The following is a 17,863-nucleotide window of genomic DNA, read 5'->3' on the forward strand; positions in this document are numbered from 1 at the left end:
ATGCAGATTGTGCGCGAACGCGAAAACACCATCGCTCCATAAGGAATAGACCCGCAGTCTCGGCCGAAGGTGGAGGCGTCGGTTCGGCCCCGCTCAGGCGCCATAGCCCTCGTTCCCCCGCTCCGCCGCGCGCGCGGCGGCGAGGTCCTCGCGGTAGCGGCGCAGGCGCGCGTAGGCCGGCCAAGCCATCCCCACCAGCGGGTCGCACCAGTGGACCAGCACCATCAGGCCGAGCCCGGCGAAGCCGCCGAACAGCGCGCCGTACAGCAACCCGCCCAGCACCCCCAGCACCCACCCGTCGGCGGAGCGCAGGCCGCTCCAGGCCTCCAGCACGGCCATGCCGGCGGTGGCGGCCAGCGCCAGCAGCGCGCCCACGCGGCCCGGCGCGTACCAGATGCGCAGGTCCGCGGGCGTCAGCCCGTAGTCCTCAGGCACGGGACGGGCCGTATCCTCCGCCGATACCGACGGCGAAGCCGGCGCCCCGCCACCCTGGATCACGCGCCAGCCCCGTCCGGGGCTGTTGTCTTGGTCAAGCCGTTCCATCGCGCGATAGTGCGCGGACGGCGCGGCTTCGGCAACGCCTGTTTCACCCCCGGCTTCAGCCGGGGAATGGCAGCCCGGCGGCACGCGGCTCAGCCGGCCCGGCGCCGAAGGCGGAGCGCCGGCCGGCGTCGCCCGCGACGACCTCGCAGTCCTCCTCGGACGCGTATTTCACAATGGTGCCGTCGATCAGGCGCAGGTCGTAGGATTGGCTGCCGCCCAGGGTCCGGGCGATCACCATGGCTTCGCGCCCCTGGTGGCGCACTTTCGTTCCCAACCGCAACATGGTCTCCTCGCAATTTTGTTGCTTTGTTGAACCAACCCTAACCCCGGCCGTGCGGAACGGCCCTGCAACAAAAAAGCGGCCAACAAAAGGCGGGAATCGAACGTTCCAATACAGTACAAAACGGCCGGCGCCGACCGGCGCTGGGACTCGTGACTGTGGGAATTGGGAATGGACGACGCTGTCGAACGCCGCCTGAGCGAACTGGAAAGCCGGATCGCCCACCACGAGCGCATGGCCGAGGAGCTATCCTCGGTGATGTTCGAGCAGGGGCGGACCATCGACCTTCTGACGGCGCACCTGCGCCGCCTGCGCGACCGCGTGGCCGAGCTGGAATCCGGCGCGCCCCGCGCCTCGCAGGACGAGCCTCCGCCCCCGCATTATTGAGGAGGCTTCCGTCACCGGCACGCGAGACACCACCAAGACACCCGGGGCATCAAGAATCCCCGCGCCCGCCACGGGATGGACTCTTGGTGTCTTGGTGCCTTGGTGGTGCTGAAACATCACGCCTCAGCGCACGCGCCAGCCGGCCTTCGGGCCGCCCCAGGTGATCTGCGGGCCGGGCGGCGGGCGGCGGGCGCAGTCGGCGCCCGCGCAGCCGCAGGCGGGGAACAGGCATCGGTCGCCGTTCACGTCGGTCGCCTGCACGGCCAGCTCGTAGCGGGTGCCGCGCATCAGCTGCGCGCCCACGGCGCTGTTGCGTTCGTAATGTTCGACGACGGCCAGCAAACGGAGCATCCGGGCGCGCTGTCCTTTACTGTCGAGGCTCATCTCACTCTCCCGCCTTGGCCGTCCGCACCACGCCGGCCGCGTGCCGGGCCGGTGCGGTTATGAAACGGCAAGACGGGGACTTGGCTCCATCGTGCAAGCGCCTTACCCACCGCTTTCCCCGGTTGTTCCGGACGCGGTTCCCCCTTGGTGACGGGAATGAGCAGGTTAGGCGGCGCCAGCGGTCGCGGTCAGGTTTTCCGACCAGCGGACGGCCCGGTTGCGCCCGTCGCGCTTGGCTTGGTAGAGCGCCTGGTCGGCGAAGCGCAGGGCCTCCGCCACGTCTGCGGAATCGGCCGGCCACTGGGCGACGCCAATGGAACAGCCGACCCTCACCGCCTCCCCCTTCACCACGACCGGTTCGTTCACCGCTGCGATGATCCGGGCGGCGAGATCATCCAGGTTGGGCGGCTCCGTCCCTGTGCGGGCTGGCAGGACCGCGGCGAACTCGTCGCCGCCGAGCCGGGCGACCACGTCGTCGCCGCGGAAGCAGGCGGCCAGCCGCCCGCCAACCTGGCGCAGCACGATGTCGCCGACGTCGTGCCCCAGCCGGTCGTTGACCGGCTTGAAGCCGTCCAGGTCGATGTAGAGGAAGGTGGCGGAGCCGCCGCCGGAGGTCGTCGCCTCCACATACTGCTCGAAATAGCGACGGTTCGGCAGGGCGGTCAGCCGGTCCTGGTAGGCGATGTCCTCCAGGCGGACCAGCGCCGCGTCGCGGTGGACCAGCCCGTCCACGAGGTCGCGCAGGGTCGCCGACAGCGAGGCGATCTCCGCCGACCCCGCGACGACCGGCATTTCCGCCGCGCGGTCGCCGGCGCGGATTTGCTCCGCGGCCACGGCGATGCGGCGCAGCGGGCCGGTGACGCGCCCGGCGGCCAGCCAGCCCAGCGCGCTGAACAGCAGCACCATCGCCCCGCCGACCAGGACTGATTCCACCGTCTGCGCCGTTGCCGGCGCGTAAGCAACCTCCAGCGGCTGGCGGGCGATGACGCTCCAGCCCAGGCCCTTGTAGGTCAGGTGCCCGTTGCCGAAGGCGTAGCCGGTGAGGTAGTCGCGGCCGTCCGGCCAGGTCTCCACCGCCCAGCCGCGGTCGTTGCTCTGGGCGCGGCGCACCGCGTCGATCTCCAGCTTGGCGCCCAGCAACTCGCGCGGTCCCAGCAGCACGGTACGGTCGGCCGCCACAATGAACAGCTCCAGCCCTGGCCGGTCCTGCATCGTCGCCATCAGCGCCCGGCGCAGATCGCGCGTCCATTCCCAGCTGAGGTGGGTCGCCAGCACCGCCGCCACATGGCCATCCGCGTCGCGCACGGGAATGGAGATGTCGACGAACTTCATCGCCTCGCCGCTGGGGTTCGGCAGCAGGTTGGCCAGCATCACCGCATCGTGCACGTCACCGACGAATAGGCCGTTCAGCCCGTTCCGGTAGACCGGCCGGGCGGAGATGTCGGCACCGTCCAGGATACCGTCGGTCGCCGCCAGCACTTTGCCCTTCGGGTCGACGATGCCCATCCAGGACATGGTCGGGAAGGTCGCCTTGAAGTCGTCCAGCAGCCGGCGCATCGCCGCCGGGTCGCCCAGGTTGTGGATCACGCCGAGCTTGGCAAGCATGGCGACCTCGCTGGAGCGCGCCCACATGGAGCCGTCGAGCTGGTCGGCCATCTGGTCGGCGGCCTCCGACAGCGACCGGCCAATGGCGTTCTCGATCCGCGCGCGCGAGCGCATCCCAGTCAGGCCGGCCAGCACGACGGACACGCCCAGCACCAGCGCCGCGCTGGTCAGCGCCACCGTCGTCCGCAGCCCGCGTTCCCTGGCGACCATCGCCGCACCCCTCCCTGCCGTCCCACCCGCGCAGCCGACCGGGGCCGTCATGCCGGACGGCCCACGTCCGCGCGGACAAAAAAGTTCGCATACCTACTTCGATTTTTCCAGAAACAGGTGTGACCGTGCGGGGATGGCAGGGTCCATGCGGTGCGGCGGCCGCCCGCGAAGCGGTGAGGCGCCGCACCGGCGCCACCCCCGGCGCCCGGCTGCATGTGCTGACCGTGGGCATCGACGATTACGGCGAGAAGGCGAAGGGGCTGGGCCTGACCTACACCGCCAGGGACACCCGCGACGTGATGGCCACCTTGGACGGCGAGCAGGGCACGCCCTACGGCAAGGCGCTCGCCCAATCCGTCACCGACAAGGACGCGACGCGGGTCGGCATCCTCGACGCGCTGAGCGCCATGCGGGCGGGCATGCGCGGCAGCGACCCCACGCAAGATTTGGCAGTGATCCTGCTCTCCGGTCACGGGAAGTCATCGACGGGGAGTTTCATGTCATCGCCCACGGGGTCGATTCGCTTCAGCCCTCCCGCATGGCCGCGGCCAGCCTCTCCCTGTCGGAGTTGCGTCGGCAGGTGGAGTTGTTGGCGGAACGGAGCCGGGTGCTGCTTCTGCTCGACACCTGCCATTCCGGCACGGTCGGCGGCGGCCGGGCGCCAAGGCGCTCAGCGCCGCCCTGGCGGGCAGCAACGCCACCGTCATCACCTCGTCGAGCGTCGACCAGAAATCCTACCAAAGCGCCCGCTGGGGCCACGGCGCCTTCACCTTCGCCTTGCTGGAGGCGTTCGGCAAGGCGGCCGACACCGACCACAACGGCATGATCAGCGTGTCGGAACTGGTCGCCCATCTGGCGAAGCGCGTCCCGGACCTGACCGCAGGCGCCCAGACCACCGGCATGGAGATGCGGTTCGAATCCAACCTGTTCGCCGCCGGGCTGTGAGCGTCACGGCCGACGGACACGCCGGTTAGCTTCGCCCGAAACGCGCGGTGTGCAGGGAATTTTGGAAGATTTGGGAAGTTGGTTGGGGGACTAGGATTCGAACCTAGGCTGGCGGAGTCAGAGTCCGCTGTCCTACCGCTAGACGATCCCCCAATGGTGGTCCCGGCTGGGATTGAACCAGCGACCCCTACGATGTCAACGTAGTGCTCTCCCGCTGAGCTACAGGACCAAACCGCGAGACACCTACAACCAAACACTGTGGCCACACGGGGTGACCGAAGAGAAAGTGGCGCGAGTGACGGGACTTGAACCCGCGGCCTCCGGCGTGACAGGCCGGCGCTCTAACCAACTGAGCTACACCCGCGTCGTAGGCGACCTTCTAAAGAACAAAGGCCGCCGAAGCAAGCACTAAATTCAACCTTACCAAACTTACTCAAGTCAACCAACCAACCGCCGAAGAAGTTGGTGGAGCCGAGGGGGATCGAACCCCTGACCTCCTCATTGCGAACGAGGCGCTCTCCCAGCTGAGCTACGGCCCCATGGTGCTGCCAGAGAGGATTGAACTCTCGACCTCTCCCTTACCAAGGGAGTGCTCTACCACTGAGCTACGGCAGCATCGGCGGGAGCGGGTGAATAGCAATCCCCGGCCCCCCTGTCAAAGGGGAAAATATCGAAGGGGTGATTTCTTCCCGAAACCGGCCCCGGACTAGCCACCAAGGCCAGCTTGCGGCCGCCCGGCCGGCCCGCGCAGACTGGCCGCGCTTCGGGTCCGCAAGAGGCCCATCATAATGGGAGGGATCATGGACAGGCTTACCGGCAAGACTGCCCTGCTGACCGCGGCGGGCCAGGGCATCGGCCGCGCCACGGCGCTGGCCTTCGCGGCCGAGGGCGCGCGGGTGATCGCCACGGACGTCAACGAAGACGCGCTGGAGCGGCTGCGCGCCGAGAACGGCGCCATCGAGACGCGCCGGCTCGACGTCCGCGATTCGGCGGCGGTGACGGAAGCGGCGCGGGCGATCGGGCCGGTGCAGGTGCTGTTCAACTGCGCCGGCTTCGTCCATCACGGGACCATCCTGGACTGCGCGCCGGCCGACTGGGACTTCTCGCTCGACCTCAACGTCGGGTCCATGTACCGGATGTGCCGCGCCTTCCTGCCGGCCATGCTGGACCAGGCCCAGCAGGGGAAGACCGCCAGCATCATCAACATGTCGTCGGGCGCCTCCAGCATCAAAGGCGTGCCGAACCGCTTCGTGTACGGCACCACCAAGGCGGCGGTGATCGGGCTGACCAAGTCCATCGCCGCGGACTTCGTCGGACGCGGCGTGCGCTGCAACGCCATCTGCCCGGGCACGGTCCAGACGCCGTCGCTGGACGACCGCATCGCCGCCCAAGGCGATGTGGAGACGGCGCGCGCCGCCTTCATCAGCCGCCAGCCCATGGGCCGCCTCGGCAAGCCGGAGGAGATCGCGGCGCTGGCCGTCTATCTGGCGTCCGACGAATCGGCCTTCACCACCGGCGCCATCCACGTCATCGACGGCGGCTGGACCTTGTAAGGGGGGCTTGCGTCCGAGGCCCGCATGACGGCACATGTCGCGCTCGATTCGCGAGCGACGGGTGGGCCCTTCCTTGGACGACGTCCTGACCACGGCGCGCGGCCTTCTCGCCGCGCGTCATTACAAGCACGCGCTGCGCCTGCTGGCTTCCTCCGGACTGTCCGGGGTGGAGCATGACCGGCTGACCGGCGCAGCGGAGCTCGGCCGGCGCGACCACGCCGCCGCGCTGCGCCATCTGCGCCGGGCGCTGGCCCAGGCGCCGGAGGACCTGGAGACCCTGTTCCACCTCGGCCACGCCACCCTGGCCGCGGGCGACCGGCTGCACGCCGTCCGCCTGTTCGAGCGCGTGGCCGCCGCCTCCCCCGGCTTCCCGGGCCTGCGCGAGGCGCTGGCCGGCGCCTACCGCCGCGACGCGCTCTACCACGAGGCGCTGCGCGTGACGGACGAGGCGCTGGCCGCGGGCAACCGCGGCGCCGACATCCTGTACGAGCGGGCGCTCAGCCTCGCCCACCTCGGCGACGCCGCTGGGGCGCTCGCCACCCACGACGAGCGGCTGGCCGACGACCCGGAGCACGCCGCGGCTTGGTTCGGCAGCCACGCAGCGGCGCTGGACCTGCACGGCACCGACGACGCGCTGCGCCGCCTGCGCCGCGCCGCGGAATGCCCGGGTGCCGCCGGCAAATATTGGGGTTTCCTGTGCGCCTATCTGCGGCTGCTCGGCCGCGACAGTGAAGCCGACGCGCTGTTCGACGCGAAGGTCGCCGGCCACTCGAAGCGGCTGCCGCTGGTGGAGGCCGTGGCCACGCTGCGCCCGCACATGGCCGCCAGCGCACGCCTGTTCGGCGTCGGCGCCAACCTGCTGCGCCACGCGTTGGACCTTGCGACGCTCTCCGGCCTCGTCCTGGAGTTCGGCGTCCGCCGCGGCACCTCGATCAACCAAATCGCCGAAGCGGTGCCGGACGACACCGTCCACGGCTTCGACTCCTTTGAGGGCCTGCCGGAGGCCTGGGTGAACGAGCCGCAGGGCGTGCTGTCCACCGGCAAGCAGCTGCCGCCGGTGCCGTCCAACGTGGTGTTGCACGCGGGCTGGTTCGAGGACACGCTGCCGCATTTCCTGGCGGCTCATGGCGGGCCGGTGCGCTTCGTCAACGTGGACAGCGACATCTACTCGTCGGCCAAGACCGTTCTGACCGCGCTCGCCCCACGCTTCCGCGTCGGCACGGTGCTGGTCTTCGACGAGTTCATCGGCAACCGGACCTGGCGCGACGACGAATACAAGGCCTTCCACGAATACGCGAAGGAGCACCGCGCATCCTTCGAGGTCGTCGCCGTCAACCTGTTCACCAAACAGGTCGCGATCCGCCTGACGGGGATCGGGAAGGCCGGCTGACGGGAACCGGGCAAGGGGGATTCACCACCAAGGCACCAAGACACCAAGAGTCCACGCCGTGCCGGGCGCGAGGATTCTTGGTGCCCTGGTGTCTTGGTGGTGAAAATCTCCCGCGCCTCGCCCTCCCCCATGGCGGAGGAGGGCTCGCTGCGTGGTTACGACACGATGCGCCAGGAGCCGTCCGGCTGCTGGCAGGCGGTGCCGTTGGCCTGCTGGGCGCGGCCGTTGACGTAGACGGTCTGCTGGTACTCGCGGCAATAGGCGCCGCTGCTGTCGCGGCCGTCGCGGACCGGCGTGATGGTGCCGCGGTTGCCCGATTCCGGGTTGTTCCACTGGATGGTCGAGCCCATCGGGGCCGCGTAGGCTTGGCTGGCCGCCTGCTGGGCGTAGCCCTCGTCCGCACGGTCCAGCGACTTGCCGAACTCGCTGCCGGCGTAGGCGCCAAGCAGGGTGCCGACGCCGGTGGCGATCAGCTTGCCGGTGCCGCCGCCGAACCGCGAACCGAGCGCGCCGCCCGCAACGGCGCCGCCGACGGCGCCGACGGTCTGCTTGGTCCCGTAGCCGTTGCCGCTCTGAGAGCAGCCGGCCAGCGACAGGGCGATGATGGCGGTAACAGCGATCTTCTTCATGGAAAGCATGCCTCTTGGTTCTTGGCGTACGCCTTCAACACGCGGGACGGCCTCTTCTTCCATGGCCTTTTTGCGGTCTCGTGCGCACGGCTCCCGAACCGCCCCACCCTCACGGGGGGCGGCGGACGCGGATAGAAACACAGGAAGGCGTGACCGCGGCTGTTACCAAAAGCGGCCTCTTGCGTGTTACTAAAATGGCGCACAAATGTCGTACGTCCCTCGCCATGCTCGCGTCTGTTGAGCACACAATGAGGGAACCAACCGATGGCTACGACCACCACGGGCCAGAACGACGCCAAGATTGTCGTGAACGCCTATGGGCAGTCCGCCGGAGGCATCTGGCCGCACTTCCGCCTGCTGATCGACGGCGTCGACGCCGGCCAGGCAACCGTCAGCGCGGCCAGCCCGTCTGCCTATACCTTTTCCGCGCCGGTCTCCGCCGCCCAGGCGCACAAGCTGCAGATCGTCTATGACAACGACGGCAGCGCCGGTGGCCAGGACCGCAACCTGTTCGTCCGTTCCGTCGTCGTGAACGGCAACACGCTGTCCCCGAACCAGGGCACCTACGACAAGGGCGCCATTGACGGCAAGGACATCATCACCGGGCAGGAAGGCCTGTACTGGCCGGGCGCGCTGAACTTCGCGACGCCGGCCTCCTACTACCCGGCCACCGCCGCCTCCGCGGCCAAGTCGACCATCACCGTGAACGCGCAAGGGCTTGCCGCGGGCGGGGTGAACGCGCACTTCAACCTGCTGGTCGACGGCAAGAAGGTCGGCGAGGGCACGGTCGGCACGTCCGCCAAGGACTACAGCTTCTCCGTGGACGCCACTCCCGGCGCCGCGCACAAGGTGCAGGTGCAGTACGACAACGACGCGGTGGTCAACGGCCAGGACCGCTCGCTGATCGTCAACAAGATCACCATCAACGGTACCGCCCACAACCCGACCGACAGCCTCGTCACCTACGACAAGGGTGCGCTGGACGGCGTCGACGTGGTCAAGGGTCAGTCCGGCATGTGGTGGAACGGCACCCTCCAGGTCGCCGCCCCGGCGTCGGAATTCCCGGCGACCACCACCCCGACGGCCCCGACCGCCGGCAACACCAGCATCACGGTGAACGCGCAGGGCAACGCCGCGGGCGGCGTCAACGCGCACTTCAAGCTGCTGGTCGACGGCAAGGCCGTCGGCGAGGGCACGGCCGGCACCACCGCCAAGGACTACACCTTCAAGACCGACGTCACGCAGGGTCAGGCGCACAAGATCCAGATCCAGTACGACAACGACGCCGTCGTGAACGGGCAGGATCGCTCCCTGATCGTCAACAAGGTGACGATCAACGGCCACGCGGCGAACCCGACCGACAGTAACGTCACCTACGACAAGGGCGCGCTGGACGGTCAGGACGTCGTGAAGGGCCAGTCCGGCCTGTGGTGGAACGGCACCCTGCAGGTCGCGGCCGACAAGTCCTGGTTCCCCGGCACCAGCAGCGGTGGCGGCGATACGGGCGGCGGCACGACCACGCCGACCAACCCGACCACCCCCAACACGCCGACCGGCCCGGCCATCTACGTGGCGGCCAACGGCAAGGACAGTTGGTCGGGCAAGCTGGCGGCCCCGAACGCCGACGGCACCGACGGGCCGAAGGCCACGCTGGGTGCGGCCCGCGACGCCATGCGCGCCGACCCGAACATCGACACTACCTACGTCCGCGGCGGCGACTACCACGTGAAGGACGTGGTCTGGCTGGACAGCCAGGACAGCGGCGTGAAGTTCCTGGCCTACGGGTCGGAAAAGCCGGTGATCCACGGCGACAGCCAGGCGTCCGTCCTGATCGGCCTTGGCGGCGCCAAGAACGTGACGATCGACGGACTGACGCTCACCGACACCCGCACGGACGGCCACGCGGTCTACGCCAACAACGCCTCGGGCCTGACCTTCACCGACAACACGGTGAAGGGCGGCGGCTACGGCATCACGGTGGAGGGCAGCGCCAACAGCCACGTCACCGGCAACACCTTCATCGGCACCGGTGCGGAGTCGATCTACGTGAAGGCCGGTTCCAACTTCACCGACGTGTCGGACAACCTGGTGCAGCGGCCGAACGCCGCCAACATCGGCGACGCCGGCATCTGGGTGAACGGCAGCTCCGACGTCACGGTCACGCACAACCAGGTCGAGAACACCCCGGCCAAGGCCATCGCCGTCGGCTCGGTGGAGACGACGGGCAGCGACGCCACCTACCGCGTCAGCATCACCGACAACAAGGTGATCAACGCCAATCTGGCGACCAGCGACGGCGGCGGCATCTACCTGATCAACCGCCAGCAGGACCTGACCGGCGACATCGTCGCCCACAACGAGGTCACCGGCACGTCGGTGTCCGGCGGGGGCGACCAGGTCAGCTGGGGCATCTACCTGGACGACTGGACCAGCGGCGCCAAGGTCGAGGACAACCTCGTCCACGGCAACATCGGCGGCATCTTCCTGCACGGCGGCTGGAACAACACGGTCACCAACAACATCATGGCCGACAACTCCGGCGCCCAGATCGGCCTGCAGCAGAGCGTCGCCTGGGGCGGCTACAAGGGCCACGCGATGACCGGCAACTCCATCACGGAGAACATCATCGACGTGTCCAAGGGCTCGGCCGTGCACATCTACGGCCCGGGCAACGTCGGCACCTTCACCGGCAACATCTACAGCCACATCGACACCTCCAAGCAGCTGTTCGACGTGTGGCCGCAGGTGCTGGCGAGCGGGTCGACCGGCAAGCTGTCGGACTGGCAGGCGGCGGGCTACGACAAGACCGCGGTCGTGCTGGACCCGCACTTCACCGACGCGTCCCACGGCAACTACACGCTGGCGTCGGACAGCGCGGCCTACGGCCACGGGTTCGACCACCTGCCGACGGACATCATCGGCCTGCTGACGACCTGATCGGGACGGGGGCGCGGTTGCCCCCTCCCTAGCCCTCCCCCTCTTCGAGGGAGAGGGAACTGCCGCCGCGACGCACGGCCCCCTCCACCTCGAAGAGGGGGAGGGTTGGGGAGGGGGCAATGCACTTCCTCCCCTATCCCCAACTTGGGCTGGGCTCTTTGCCTTTCGTGGTATTTCCAACACAGATGCGATGCGTCATGTTCTGCGCCGGTTTCGACTCCCCCCGATCGGCAGGAACAGCATCCGCCCATGGTTGCGACGGCAGCGGCGACACGGAACGTGGTTTTTTCCGTTTCCGGCAGGGTTCTCGCCCTGCCGGCGGACGCCGTTCGCCGTGTCCTGCCGCTGCCGCGCCTTGACAGCCCGCCGGCCGCCCCACCGGTGGTCGCGGGCCTGTTCCGCCACCGGGACCAGACCGTCCCGGTCCTCCGACTCGACATTCTGCTGGGCTTTGACCCGGCGCCGGCGGCTCTCTACGCGCCGCTTCTGCTGATCGAGCGGGAGGAGCGGCCGCTCGCCCTGCTGGTGGACCGCATCTTCGACATCGTGCCGGTGCCGGAATCCATGCTTCTGGAGACCGACGCAGCGCTGTCCTTCAACGGCTGCGCCGTGGGTGGCTTCCCGTTCGGCGCCGGCAACGCCACCCTGCTCGACCCCGAACGCCTGCTGACGGAGACCGAGGGCCGACTGCTCGCCGCCTTCCAGGATCTGGCGGACGAGCGCGCGGCACGGTGGCAGCCGGCCGCTTCCGAACCGGCTGCTTCCGAATCCGCCGCCTCCGAACCTGCCGAAGCGGAAGACGCTGCGGAGCCGACGTCATGAACCGCGTCGACGCCGTCCTGCACGATCCCGTCTTTCCCCGCCTGAAATCGACCGTGATCGAAGCCACCGGGCTCGCCTACTACGCCGACAAGGACCAAGCGCTGGCGGAGCGGGTCAGCCGCCGGCTGGCCGACCGGTCGATGACGGGGCTTGCCGGCTATCTGGCGATCCTGAACGCCGAGGGGCCGGCCGGCCCGGAATACCAAGCGCTGATCAACGAGCTGACGGTCGGCGAAACCTTCTTCTTCCGCTACGCGGAGCAGTTCGAGGCGCTGTGCGCCGTCGCCATCCCGGAATGCCTGCGCCGCAACCGCGACAGCCGCATCCTGCGGATCTGGAGCGCGGGCTGCTCCATCGGGCCGGAAGCCTACACGCTGGAAATCCTGCTGAAGCGCCACTTCGCGGAGCAGCTGCGCGACTGGCAGGTCGCCATCATCGGCACCGACATCAACGCCACCTTCATCGACGCGGCCCGGCGCGGCGTCTACGGCAACTGGGCTGTGCGCGGCCTGCCGCCCGCCGTGCTGGAGGAATGCTTCGACCGCCGCGGCGACCAGTTGGCGGTGAAGCTGAAGTTCCGGGAATGGACGACCTTCTCCGTCTTCAACCTGGTCGAAGGGACCCTGCCCAACTACCCGCGCGGGCTCGGCGCGCTGGACGTCGTGCTGTGCCGCAACGTCATGATCTATTTCGACGAGGCCACGCGCGGCCGCCTGCTGGAAGGGCTGCACGCGGCGCTGGCGCCGAACGGCTGGCTGGTGGTCGGCCACGCCGAGACCGGGCCGCAGGTGAACGCCCTGTTCACACCCGTGCCGGTTCCCGGCGCCACGCTCTACCGCAAGCCCCTGCCCGGCTGCACCCCGGCGCCCGCGCTTCCGAACCTGTCGGCCGCCCCTGAACCGTCCTCCGCCGAGCCGCCGAGCCGACGCGCCGCCCGCACGGCGAAGCCCGCCATCCGCCCGCCGGCCAGTCCAATCGACCCCCTGCCCTCCCCGTCCCCGGCTCCCCCTCCCGCCCCGGCCCGGCCGCCGGAGCCGCGCCCGACCGACCCCATGTCCGAAGGGGACCGTGCGGCGGCGCTGGAGGCCTGCCTGGCGTTGGCGGAGCGCAACCGGCTCGACCCCGCGGTGCATTTCCGGCTGGGCCTGCTGGAGGAGGAGCTTGGGGTCGGCGACCCCGTCGCCGCCTTCAAGAAGGCGCTGTACCTGGATTCCGGCTTCGCGCTGGCCGACTATCACCTCGCGCTGGCCTACTGGCGGCGCGGCAAGCTGGCGCCGGCGCAGCGGCATTTCCGCAACGCGCGGGCTGCGGTCGCCGACCGCGACGGCACCGACCTCGTCGCCGAGGGCGGCGGCCTGACCGTGGCGGAGCTGCGCAGCATGATCGACCTCTGGTTCTCCGGGGAGGAGGGGTGATGGATTTCCTGTCCGGAACCGACCGCGATCTCGACGGCGACATCGACTGGGCCGCCGTCCGCGACCGGCTCGCCCGCACGCGGCAAGAGGCGGAGGAGTCCGGGGCCTTCGGCAGCGCCTGGGCCGACGCGCTGCTGCGCCGCCGCGCGGAGGAGTTGGCGGCGAGCGGCGCCCACGCACAGGACGAGGCGCCGGTCCTTCCCCTTCTGATCGGGCGCGGCGCCGACGGTCTGTACGGGCTGGAGCTGGCCCGGCTGGCCCGCGTGGTGCCGCTGCCGCGCGTGGCGCGGGTGCCCGGCGCGCCGCCGGACCTGCTGGGGCTGATCGCCATCGATGGGCGGATCATGCGCCTCTACGACGTGGACCGGCTGTGCGGGCGCACCGCCGTCCCGGCCGGCGGCGGTTTCGCGGTGGTCCTTCGAGGCGGCATGCGCCCGGTGGCCCTGCGCCTGCGCACCGTGGAAACCATCGTCGACCTGGATCTCGACGCGCTGCGCGCGAAGGCCCCGCCCGAGGCCGGACGTTTCGTCACCGCCGTCACGGACGGCCGGATCGCGGTGGTCGACGTGGCGGCGATCCTCGACCAGCTGAGGAGCACGAAGGACGAATGAAACTCAAGGTCAAGCACAAGCTCATCGTCAGCTTCGGGATCCTCTGCCTGCTGACCACCGCGCTGGCAACCTTCCAGCTGATGCGCTTTTCCGACGCGCTGCGCGTGATGACGGCGATCTCCACCTACGACATCCAGGTTTCCGAAGCCGTGCGCGAGATCGAGGTGATGCAGAGCAACCTGCGCAGCATCCGCGAGACCGTGACGAACATGGCGGCGATGGCCAAGCTGGAAGGCCGCCCGCTGGAGATCGGGCCTCTGCGCCAGCGCTACGAGACGGGCGCCGCCCGCATGCTGGAGGAATCCGGCAAGCTGAAGGCGCTGACCACCGAGCTGGCCGGCCGCGGCATCACGGAGGACCGGCGCCGGGTCTGGAGCGACCTGAGCGGCGAGGTCGATGGCTTCGACCGGATCGCCCGGACGATCCTGGACGAAGCCCTGGGAATGATGCGGCGGTTCGACCAGGGCAACGGCGAGGAGTTCGTCCAGCGCCGCACCCGGCTGGACGAGATGCGCCAGACGCTCAACGACCGGCTCGGCCGGCTCCACGACCAAATCCACCGCCTGTCGGAAACCGGCCGGAACGACATCCGCGCCATCTACGACGAGGCGCAGCAGGCCTCCATCATCGCGGTGCTGGTCGTGATCGGCTCCGCCATCGCCATCGCCTACCTGATGGGCAGTTCGATCACGCGGCGGCTTGGGACCGCGATCGGCTACGTCTCGCGCGTCGGCGACGGCGACCTGACGCGGGAGGTCACCGTGGACGGCGACGACGAGCTGGCCGAACTCGGCCAGCACCTCAACCAGATGACTTCCAACCTGCGCAGCATGGCCGCGACCACCCGCGCGACGGCGGAGAGCGTGCACGCGGCAACGGCGCAGATCCGCGCCTCCACGCAGCAGCAGGCGGCCAGCGTGGCGCAGCAGCTGGCGGCAGTGGAAGAAACCACGGCGACGCTGAGCGAGATCACCGAGTCCGGCGCGCAGATCAACCGGCGCGCCCAGGACGTGGCGGAGAACGCCGAGGCCGCGGCGGCGACCAGCGACAACGGGCTGAAGGCGGTGGAGGACACCAACCAGGCGATGGACGCCATCCGCGAGCAGGCGGAGGCGGTCGCCGAGAACATCGTCGTGCTGTCGGAGCGCACCCAGGCGATCGGCGAGATCATCCTGACCGTCAACGACATCGCCGAACGCTCGCACCTCCTGGCGCTCAACGCCGCCATCGAGGCGGCGGCGGCCGGCGAGCACGGCCGCACCTTCGCCGTGGTGGCCAGCGAGATCAAGAGCTTGGCCGACCAAGCCAAGGAGGCCACCGCGCAGGTCCGTTCCAACCTCAGCGAGATCCAGCACGGCATCAACGCGTCCGTCATGCTCACCGAGGAGGCGGTCAAGCGTGTGGGTGCCGGCAAGCGGCAGACCGACGCTACCCAGGCCACCATCCGCGATCTCGCCGAGAGCGTGCAGGAAAGCCTGCTCGCCTTCCAGCAGATCGTCGCCGGCACCAACCAGCAACAGATCGGCCTGGAGCAGGTGATCCAGGCGCTGCAGAACATCCGCGAGGCGAGCAGCCAGACCGCCGCCGGCACCCGCCAGCTGGAGGGTGCCGCCGCCAACCTCAACGACCTCGGCCAGGGCTTGGTCGAGGCCGTGCGGAACTACCGCGTGTGATGGCCCGGGAGCGCGGCCATAAGCCCTTCCCCCCTCTGGCCTTTCCCGCAAGCGAAGCTTGCGCTGCCGGCGACAGGCGGCCTGTGGTCGCCGAGAGCGGGGGAAGGGTTGGGATGAGGGGGCGGCCGAAGGCCGATAACCCACAGCATTGCCGGCGTTTCCCCCTCACCCTGACCCTCTCCCCGGGGCGGAGAGGGAATTTGGGGGTGTCACCATGACCGACATCCGCGAACGGCTGCTCGCCGCCTTCGAGCTGGAGCACAAGGATCACCTCGCGACGATCCGTGAGACGCTGCACGCGGCGGAACTGGACCCGGCCTACGTCCCGGACCTCGCCGAAATCCACCGCCGCGCCCACAGCCTGAAGGGCGCCGCCCGCGCCGTCGACCTGCCGGAGGTGGAGCGGCTGTCCCACTGGCTTGAGGCCGTGTTCCTCGCCGTGCAGCGCGGCAGCGTGCCGCTCGACGCGGCGGCGCGCGCCGTGGTGCGCCACGCGCTTGACGCCATCGAGGACGTGGTCGCCTGGGCGACCCGCGGCGGCAACCCGGTGGAGACGGCCGGCGTGCTGGCCGACCTCGCCCGGCTCGGCGGCGAGGCCGGCGGGCCGGAGCCGGTGCAGCGCCGCCCGCAGCCGGACGCCGCCGCCCCGATGCCCCGCCCCACCACCACCACCGCCGCGCCGGAGGGCGCCGCCCCGGGCACCGTTTCCGTCCTGCGCGGTGCCGCGCCGTCGCTGGTGCGCATCCGCAGCGCCGGGCTGGAGCGGTTGTTCAACACCGCCGCCGGTCTGCTGCCGGAGATCGAGAACCAGTCCGCCCTGGTCGAGCAGCTGCACGAGCTGCGCGGCGAATGGCGCGCGCTGGAGCGCAGCTGGAACGCCATCCGCCCGCAGGTCGGCCGCTCGCTGGAGAGCCGCGGCGCGCGCGGGCGGGCCGACGATGGGGCCGCGCGCCTCCTGTCCTTCGAACGGCGCTTCCGCGCGCTGGGTGCGGCACTCGACGCGGCGCACCGGTCGCACGACCGGCACCTCTGGTCGCTGCGCCGCTGGAGCGGTGGGCTCCAGGAGGAGGTAAAGCAGCTCCGCATGCTGCCGGCGGAATCGCAGTTCAGCGGCCTCGGCCGCATGATCCGGGAAATGAGCCGCGCCCAGGGCAAGGAGGTCGAGGTCGACATCCGCGGGCTGGAGACCCAGGCCGACCGCGTCGTCCTGCAACGGCTGAAGGACCCCGTCCTGCACATCGCCCGCAACGCCGTGACGCACGGCGTGGAAACCCCGCGGGAGCGCGTGGCCGCCGGCAAGGCAGCCGCGGCCACCGTGGTGTTCGAGGCGTCGGTGACCGGCAGCCGGCTGGTCCTGCGGGTGGAGGACGACGGGCGCGGGCTGAACGCCGCCGCCATCGCCCGGCGCGCCGTGGATCGCGGGCTGCTGACCGAGGAGGAGGCCGCAACGGCCGACCCCGACCAGCTGCTCGGCCTGATCTTCGAGCCGGGCTTCTCCACCGCCGACCGCACGACGGAGCTGGCCGGCCGCGGCATGGGGCTGGCGATCGTCCGGCAGGAGGTGACGCGGCTCCAGGGCACCGTGACGCTGGCCGATCGGGCGGGCGGCGGCTCGGTCGCGACGATCGAGGTGCCGCTAAGCCTGCTCAGCCAGCGCCTCGTCTTCGTCGCGGTGGAGGACGACATCCTGGCCCTGCCGGGCGGCGACGTGGTGCGGCTGATGCGCCTACCCGCCGACCAGCTGCTGACCGACCTGACCACCCCGACCATCCGGCTGGAGGAGGAGGACGTGCCCGTGGCCTCGCTCGCTGGGCTGCTCGGCTACGACGCCCCGCCCATGCCGGCGGCGGGGACCGGGGCGGTCCTGGCGCTCGCCGTCGTGCGCGCCGGCGGGCGGCGGCTGGCGCTGCTGGTGGACGAGCTGCTGACCACCCGCGACGCGGTCGTCACCGCGGCGGAGGAGGTGGGCATCGACGCCGTGCGCTTCCTCGGCACCGTGCTGCTCGACGACGGCTCTCCCGCGCTGGTGCTGAACCCCGCCGGGCTGGCCCCGCAGGCCGGCGCCACCCTGCCTCCGCTGGCCCGCGCCGAGGACGCCCCCCGGCGGCGCCACCACATCCTGGTCGTGGACGATTCCATCACGACACGGACGCTGGAAAAGAGCATTCTGGAAGCCCATGGTTACCGGGTCACCCTCTGCGTGGATGGCCGCGAGGCGGTGGAGACCCTTTCCGAGCTGGAGGACGTGGACCTGATCATCAGCGACGTGGAAATGCCGAGGATGGACGGTTTCGCTCTGCTGCGGGCGGTGAAGGGCAACCCGCTCACGTCCGACCTGCCGGTGATCCTCGTCACCTCGCGCGCCAGCGACGAGGACCGCGAGCGCGGGCTCGACCTCGGCGCGGACGCCTACATCGTGAAGACGCGCTTCGACCAGAACGAGCTTCTGGCCGGCATCCGGCGCCTGCTATGACCGGGT

15 protein-coding genes and 5 tRNA genes are annotated in these 17,863 nt (G+C 70.1%); 10 read left to right on the forward strand and 10 right to left on the reverse strand.

Annotated elements, in window-relative coordinates; translation table 11 throughout:
- Positions 1 to 93: 93 nt before the first annotated feature.
- Entirely contained in the window at positions 94 to 435 is a 342-nt protein-coding gene (locus M2351_RS42685) for a hypothetical protein (RefSeq protein WP_264662020.1), read from the reverse strand.
- Between the two features lie 163 nt (positions 436 to 598).
- Positions 599 to 826: a hypothetical protein gene (locus M2351_RS42690; RefSeq protein ID WP_264662021.1), complete on the reverse strand. Its 228-nt coding sequence runs from the start codon at positions 824 to 826 to the stop codon at positions 599 to 601.
- 168 nt (positions 827 to 994) lie between these two features.
- Between M2351_RS42690 and M2351_RS42695 the strand changes: the two genes are divergently transcribed.
- A complete protein-coding gene (locus tag M2351_RS42695) occupies positions 995 to 1,210 on the forward strand; it encodes a SlyX family protein (RefSeq protein ID WP_264662022.1) in 216 nt (71 codons plus the stop codon).
- A gap of 123 nt (positions 1,211 to 1,333) precedes the next feature.
- Here M2351_RS42695 and M2351_RS42700 read toward each other — a convergent pair whose 3' ends face one another.
- Entirely contained in the window at positions 1,334 to 1,594 is a 261-nt protein-coding gene (locus tag M2351_RS42700) for a hypothetical protein (RefSeq protein WP_264662023.1), read from the reverse strand.
- Positions 1,595 to 1,759: 165 nt separating this feature from the next.
- Complete coding sequence (locus M2351_RS42705) at positions 1,760 to 3,409, reverse strand: sensor domain-containing diguanylate cyclase (RefSeq protein ID WP_264662024.1); 1,650 nt, start codon at positions 3,407 to 3,409, stop codon at positions 1,760 to 1,762.
- A 777-nt stretch (positions 3,410 to 4,186) separates the two neighbouring features.
- On the opposite strand from M2351_RS42705, the gene M2351_RS45430 reads away from it, so the two are divergent.
- Positions 4,187 to 4,354, forward strand: coding sequence for a hypothetical protein (locus M2351_RS45430; RefSeq protein ID WP_406567501.1), 168 nt, complete (start codon positions 4,187 to 4,189; stop codon positions 4,352 to 4,354).
- Positions 4,355 to 4,433: 79 nt separating this feature from the next.
- On the opposite strand, the gene M2351_RS42715 is transcribed toward M2351_RS45430, so the two are convergent.
- The 5 genes from M2351_RS42715 to M2351_RS42735 all read right to left on the reverse strand — a co-directional run bounded on the left by M2351_RS42715 (position 4,434) and on the right by M2351_RS42735 (position 4,969).
- Positions 4,434 to 4,507: transfer RNA gene (locus M2351_RS42715), tRNA-Gln, on the reverse strand.
- Position 4,508: 1 nt separating this feature from the next.
- Positions 4,509 to 4,583 (reverse strand) — tRNA-Val (locus M2351_RS42720).
- 58 nt (positions 4,584 to 4,641) lie between these two features.
- A tRNA-Asp gene (locus tag M2351_RS42725) sits at positions 4,642 to 4,718 on the reverse strand.
- Between the two features lie 99 nt (positions 4,719 to 4,817).
- Positions 4,818 to 4,893 (reverse strand) — tRNA-Ala (locus tag M2351_RS42730).
- A gap of 1 nt (position 4,894) precedes the next feature.
- Positions 4,895 to 4,969: transfer RNA gene (locus M2351_RS42735), tRNA-Thr, on the reverse strand.
- A gap of 185 nt (positions 4,970 to 5,154) precedes the next feature.
- Here M2351_RS42735 and M2351_RS42740 point away from each other — a divergent pair.
- Together M2351_RS42740 and M2351_RS42745 are read left to right on the forward strand one after the other, a co-directional pair.
- Positions 5,155 to 5,907, forward strand: a complete 753-nt coding sequence (locus M2351_RS42740; protein ID WP_264662025.1) for an SDR family oxidoreductase — start codon at positions 5,155 to 5,157, stop codon at positions 5,905 to 5,907.
- 73 nt (positions 5,908 to 5,980) lie between these two features.
- A complete protein-coding gene (locus M2351_RS42745; RefSeq protein WP_264662026.1) occupies positions 5,981 to 7,297 on the forward strand; it encodes a class I SAM-dependent methyltransferase in 1,317 nt (438 codons plus the stop codon).
- Between the two features lie 155 nt (positions 7,298 to 7,452).
- Here M2351_RS42745 and M2351_RS42750 read toward each other — a convergent pair whose 3' ends face one another.
- Positions 7,453 to 7,926: an RT0821/Lpp0805 family surface protein gene (locus M2351_RS42750; protein ID WP_264662027.1), complete on the reverse strand. Its 474-nt coding sequence runs from the start codon at positions 7,924 to 7,926 to the stop codon at positions 7,453 to 7,455.
- Positions 7,927 to 8,190: 264 nt separating this feature from the next.
- Here M2351_RS42750 and M2351_RS42755 point away from each other — a divergent pair, with 264 nt between their 5' ends.
- The 6 genes from M2351_RS42755 (at position 8,191) to M2351_RS42780 (ending at position 17,857) form a co-directional block, all read left to right on the forward strand.
- Entirely contained in the window at positions 8,191 to 10,863 is a 2,673-nt protein-coding gene (locus M2351_RS42755; protein WP_264662028.1) for a carbohydrate-binding domain-containing protein, read from the forward strand.
- A 279-nt stretch (positions 10,864 to 11,142) separates the two neighbouring features.
- The gene (locus M2351_RS42760; protein ID WP_264662029.1) at positions 11,143 to 11,685 is read left to right on the forward strand and encodes a chemotaxis protein CheW; all 543 of its coding nucleotides are present in this window, start codon (positions 11,143 to 11,145) and stop codon (positions 11,683 to 11,685) included.
- Positions 11,682 to 13,100 (forward strand): CheR family methyltransferase, encoded by a 1,419-nt coding sequence (locus M2351_RS42765; RefSeq protein ID WP_264662030.1) that lies wholly within the window; start codon positions 11,682 to 11,684, stop codon positions 13,098 to 13,100. Before M2351_RS42760 ends, M2351_RS42765 begins: the two co-directional genes overlap by 4 nt.
- The gene (locus tag M2351_RS42770) at positions 13,100 to 13,711 is read left to right on the forward strand and encodes a chemotaxis protein CheW (RefSeq protein WP_264662031.1); all 612 of its coding nucleotides are present in this window, start codon (positions 13,100 to 13,102) and stop codon (positions 13,709 to 13,711) included. Before M2351_RS42765 ends, M2351_RS42770 begins: the two co-directional genes overlap by 1 nt.
- Positions 13,708 to 15,384 (forward strand): methyl-accepting chemotaxis protein, encoded by a 1,677-nt coding sequence (locus M2351_RS42775; RefSeq protein WP_264662032.1) that lies wholly within the window; start codon positions 13,708 to 13,710, stop codon positions 15,382 to 15,384. Before M2351_RS42770 ends, M2351_RS42775 begins: the two co-directional genes overlap by 4 nt.
- Before the next feature lie 214 nt (positions 15,385 to 15,598).
- Positions 15,599 to 17,857, forward strand: a complete 2,259-nt coding sequence (locus M2351_RS42780) for a hybrid sensor histidine kinase/response regulator (RefSeq protein ID WP_264662033.1) — start codon at positions 15,599 to 15,601, stop codon at positions 17,855 to 17,857.
- Positions 17,858 to 17,863: the final 6 nt, after the last annotated feature.

Origin of the sequence: Azospirillum canadense, from assembly GCF_025961225.1 — a bacterium.
Classification (GTDB): Bacteria; Pseudomonadota; Alphaproteobacteria; order Azospirillales; family Azospirillaceae; genus Azospirillum; species Azospirillum canadense.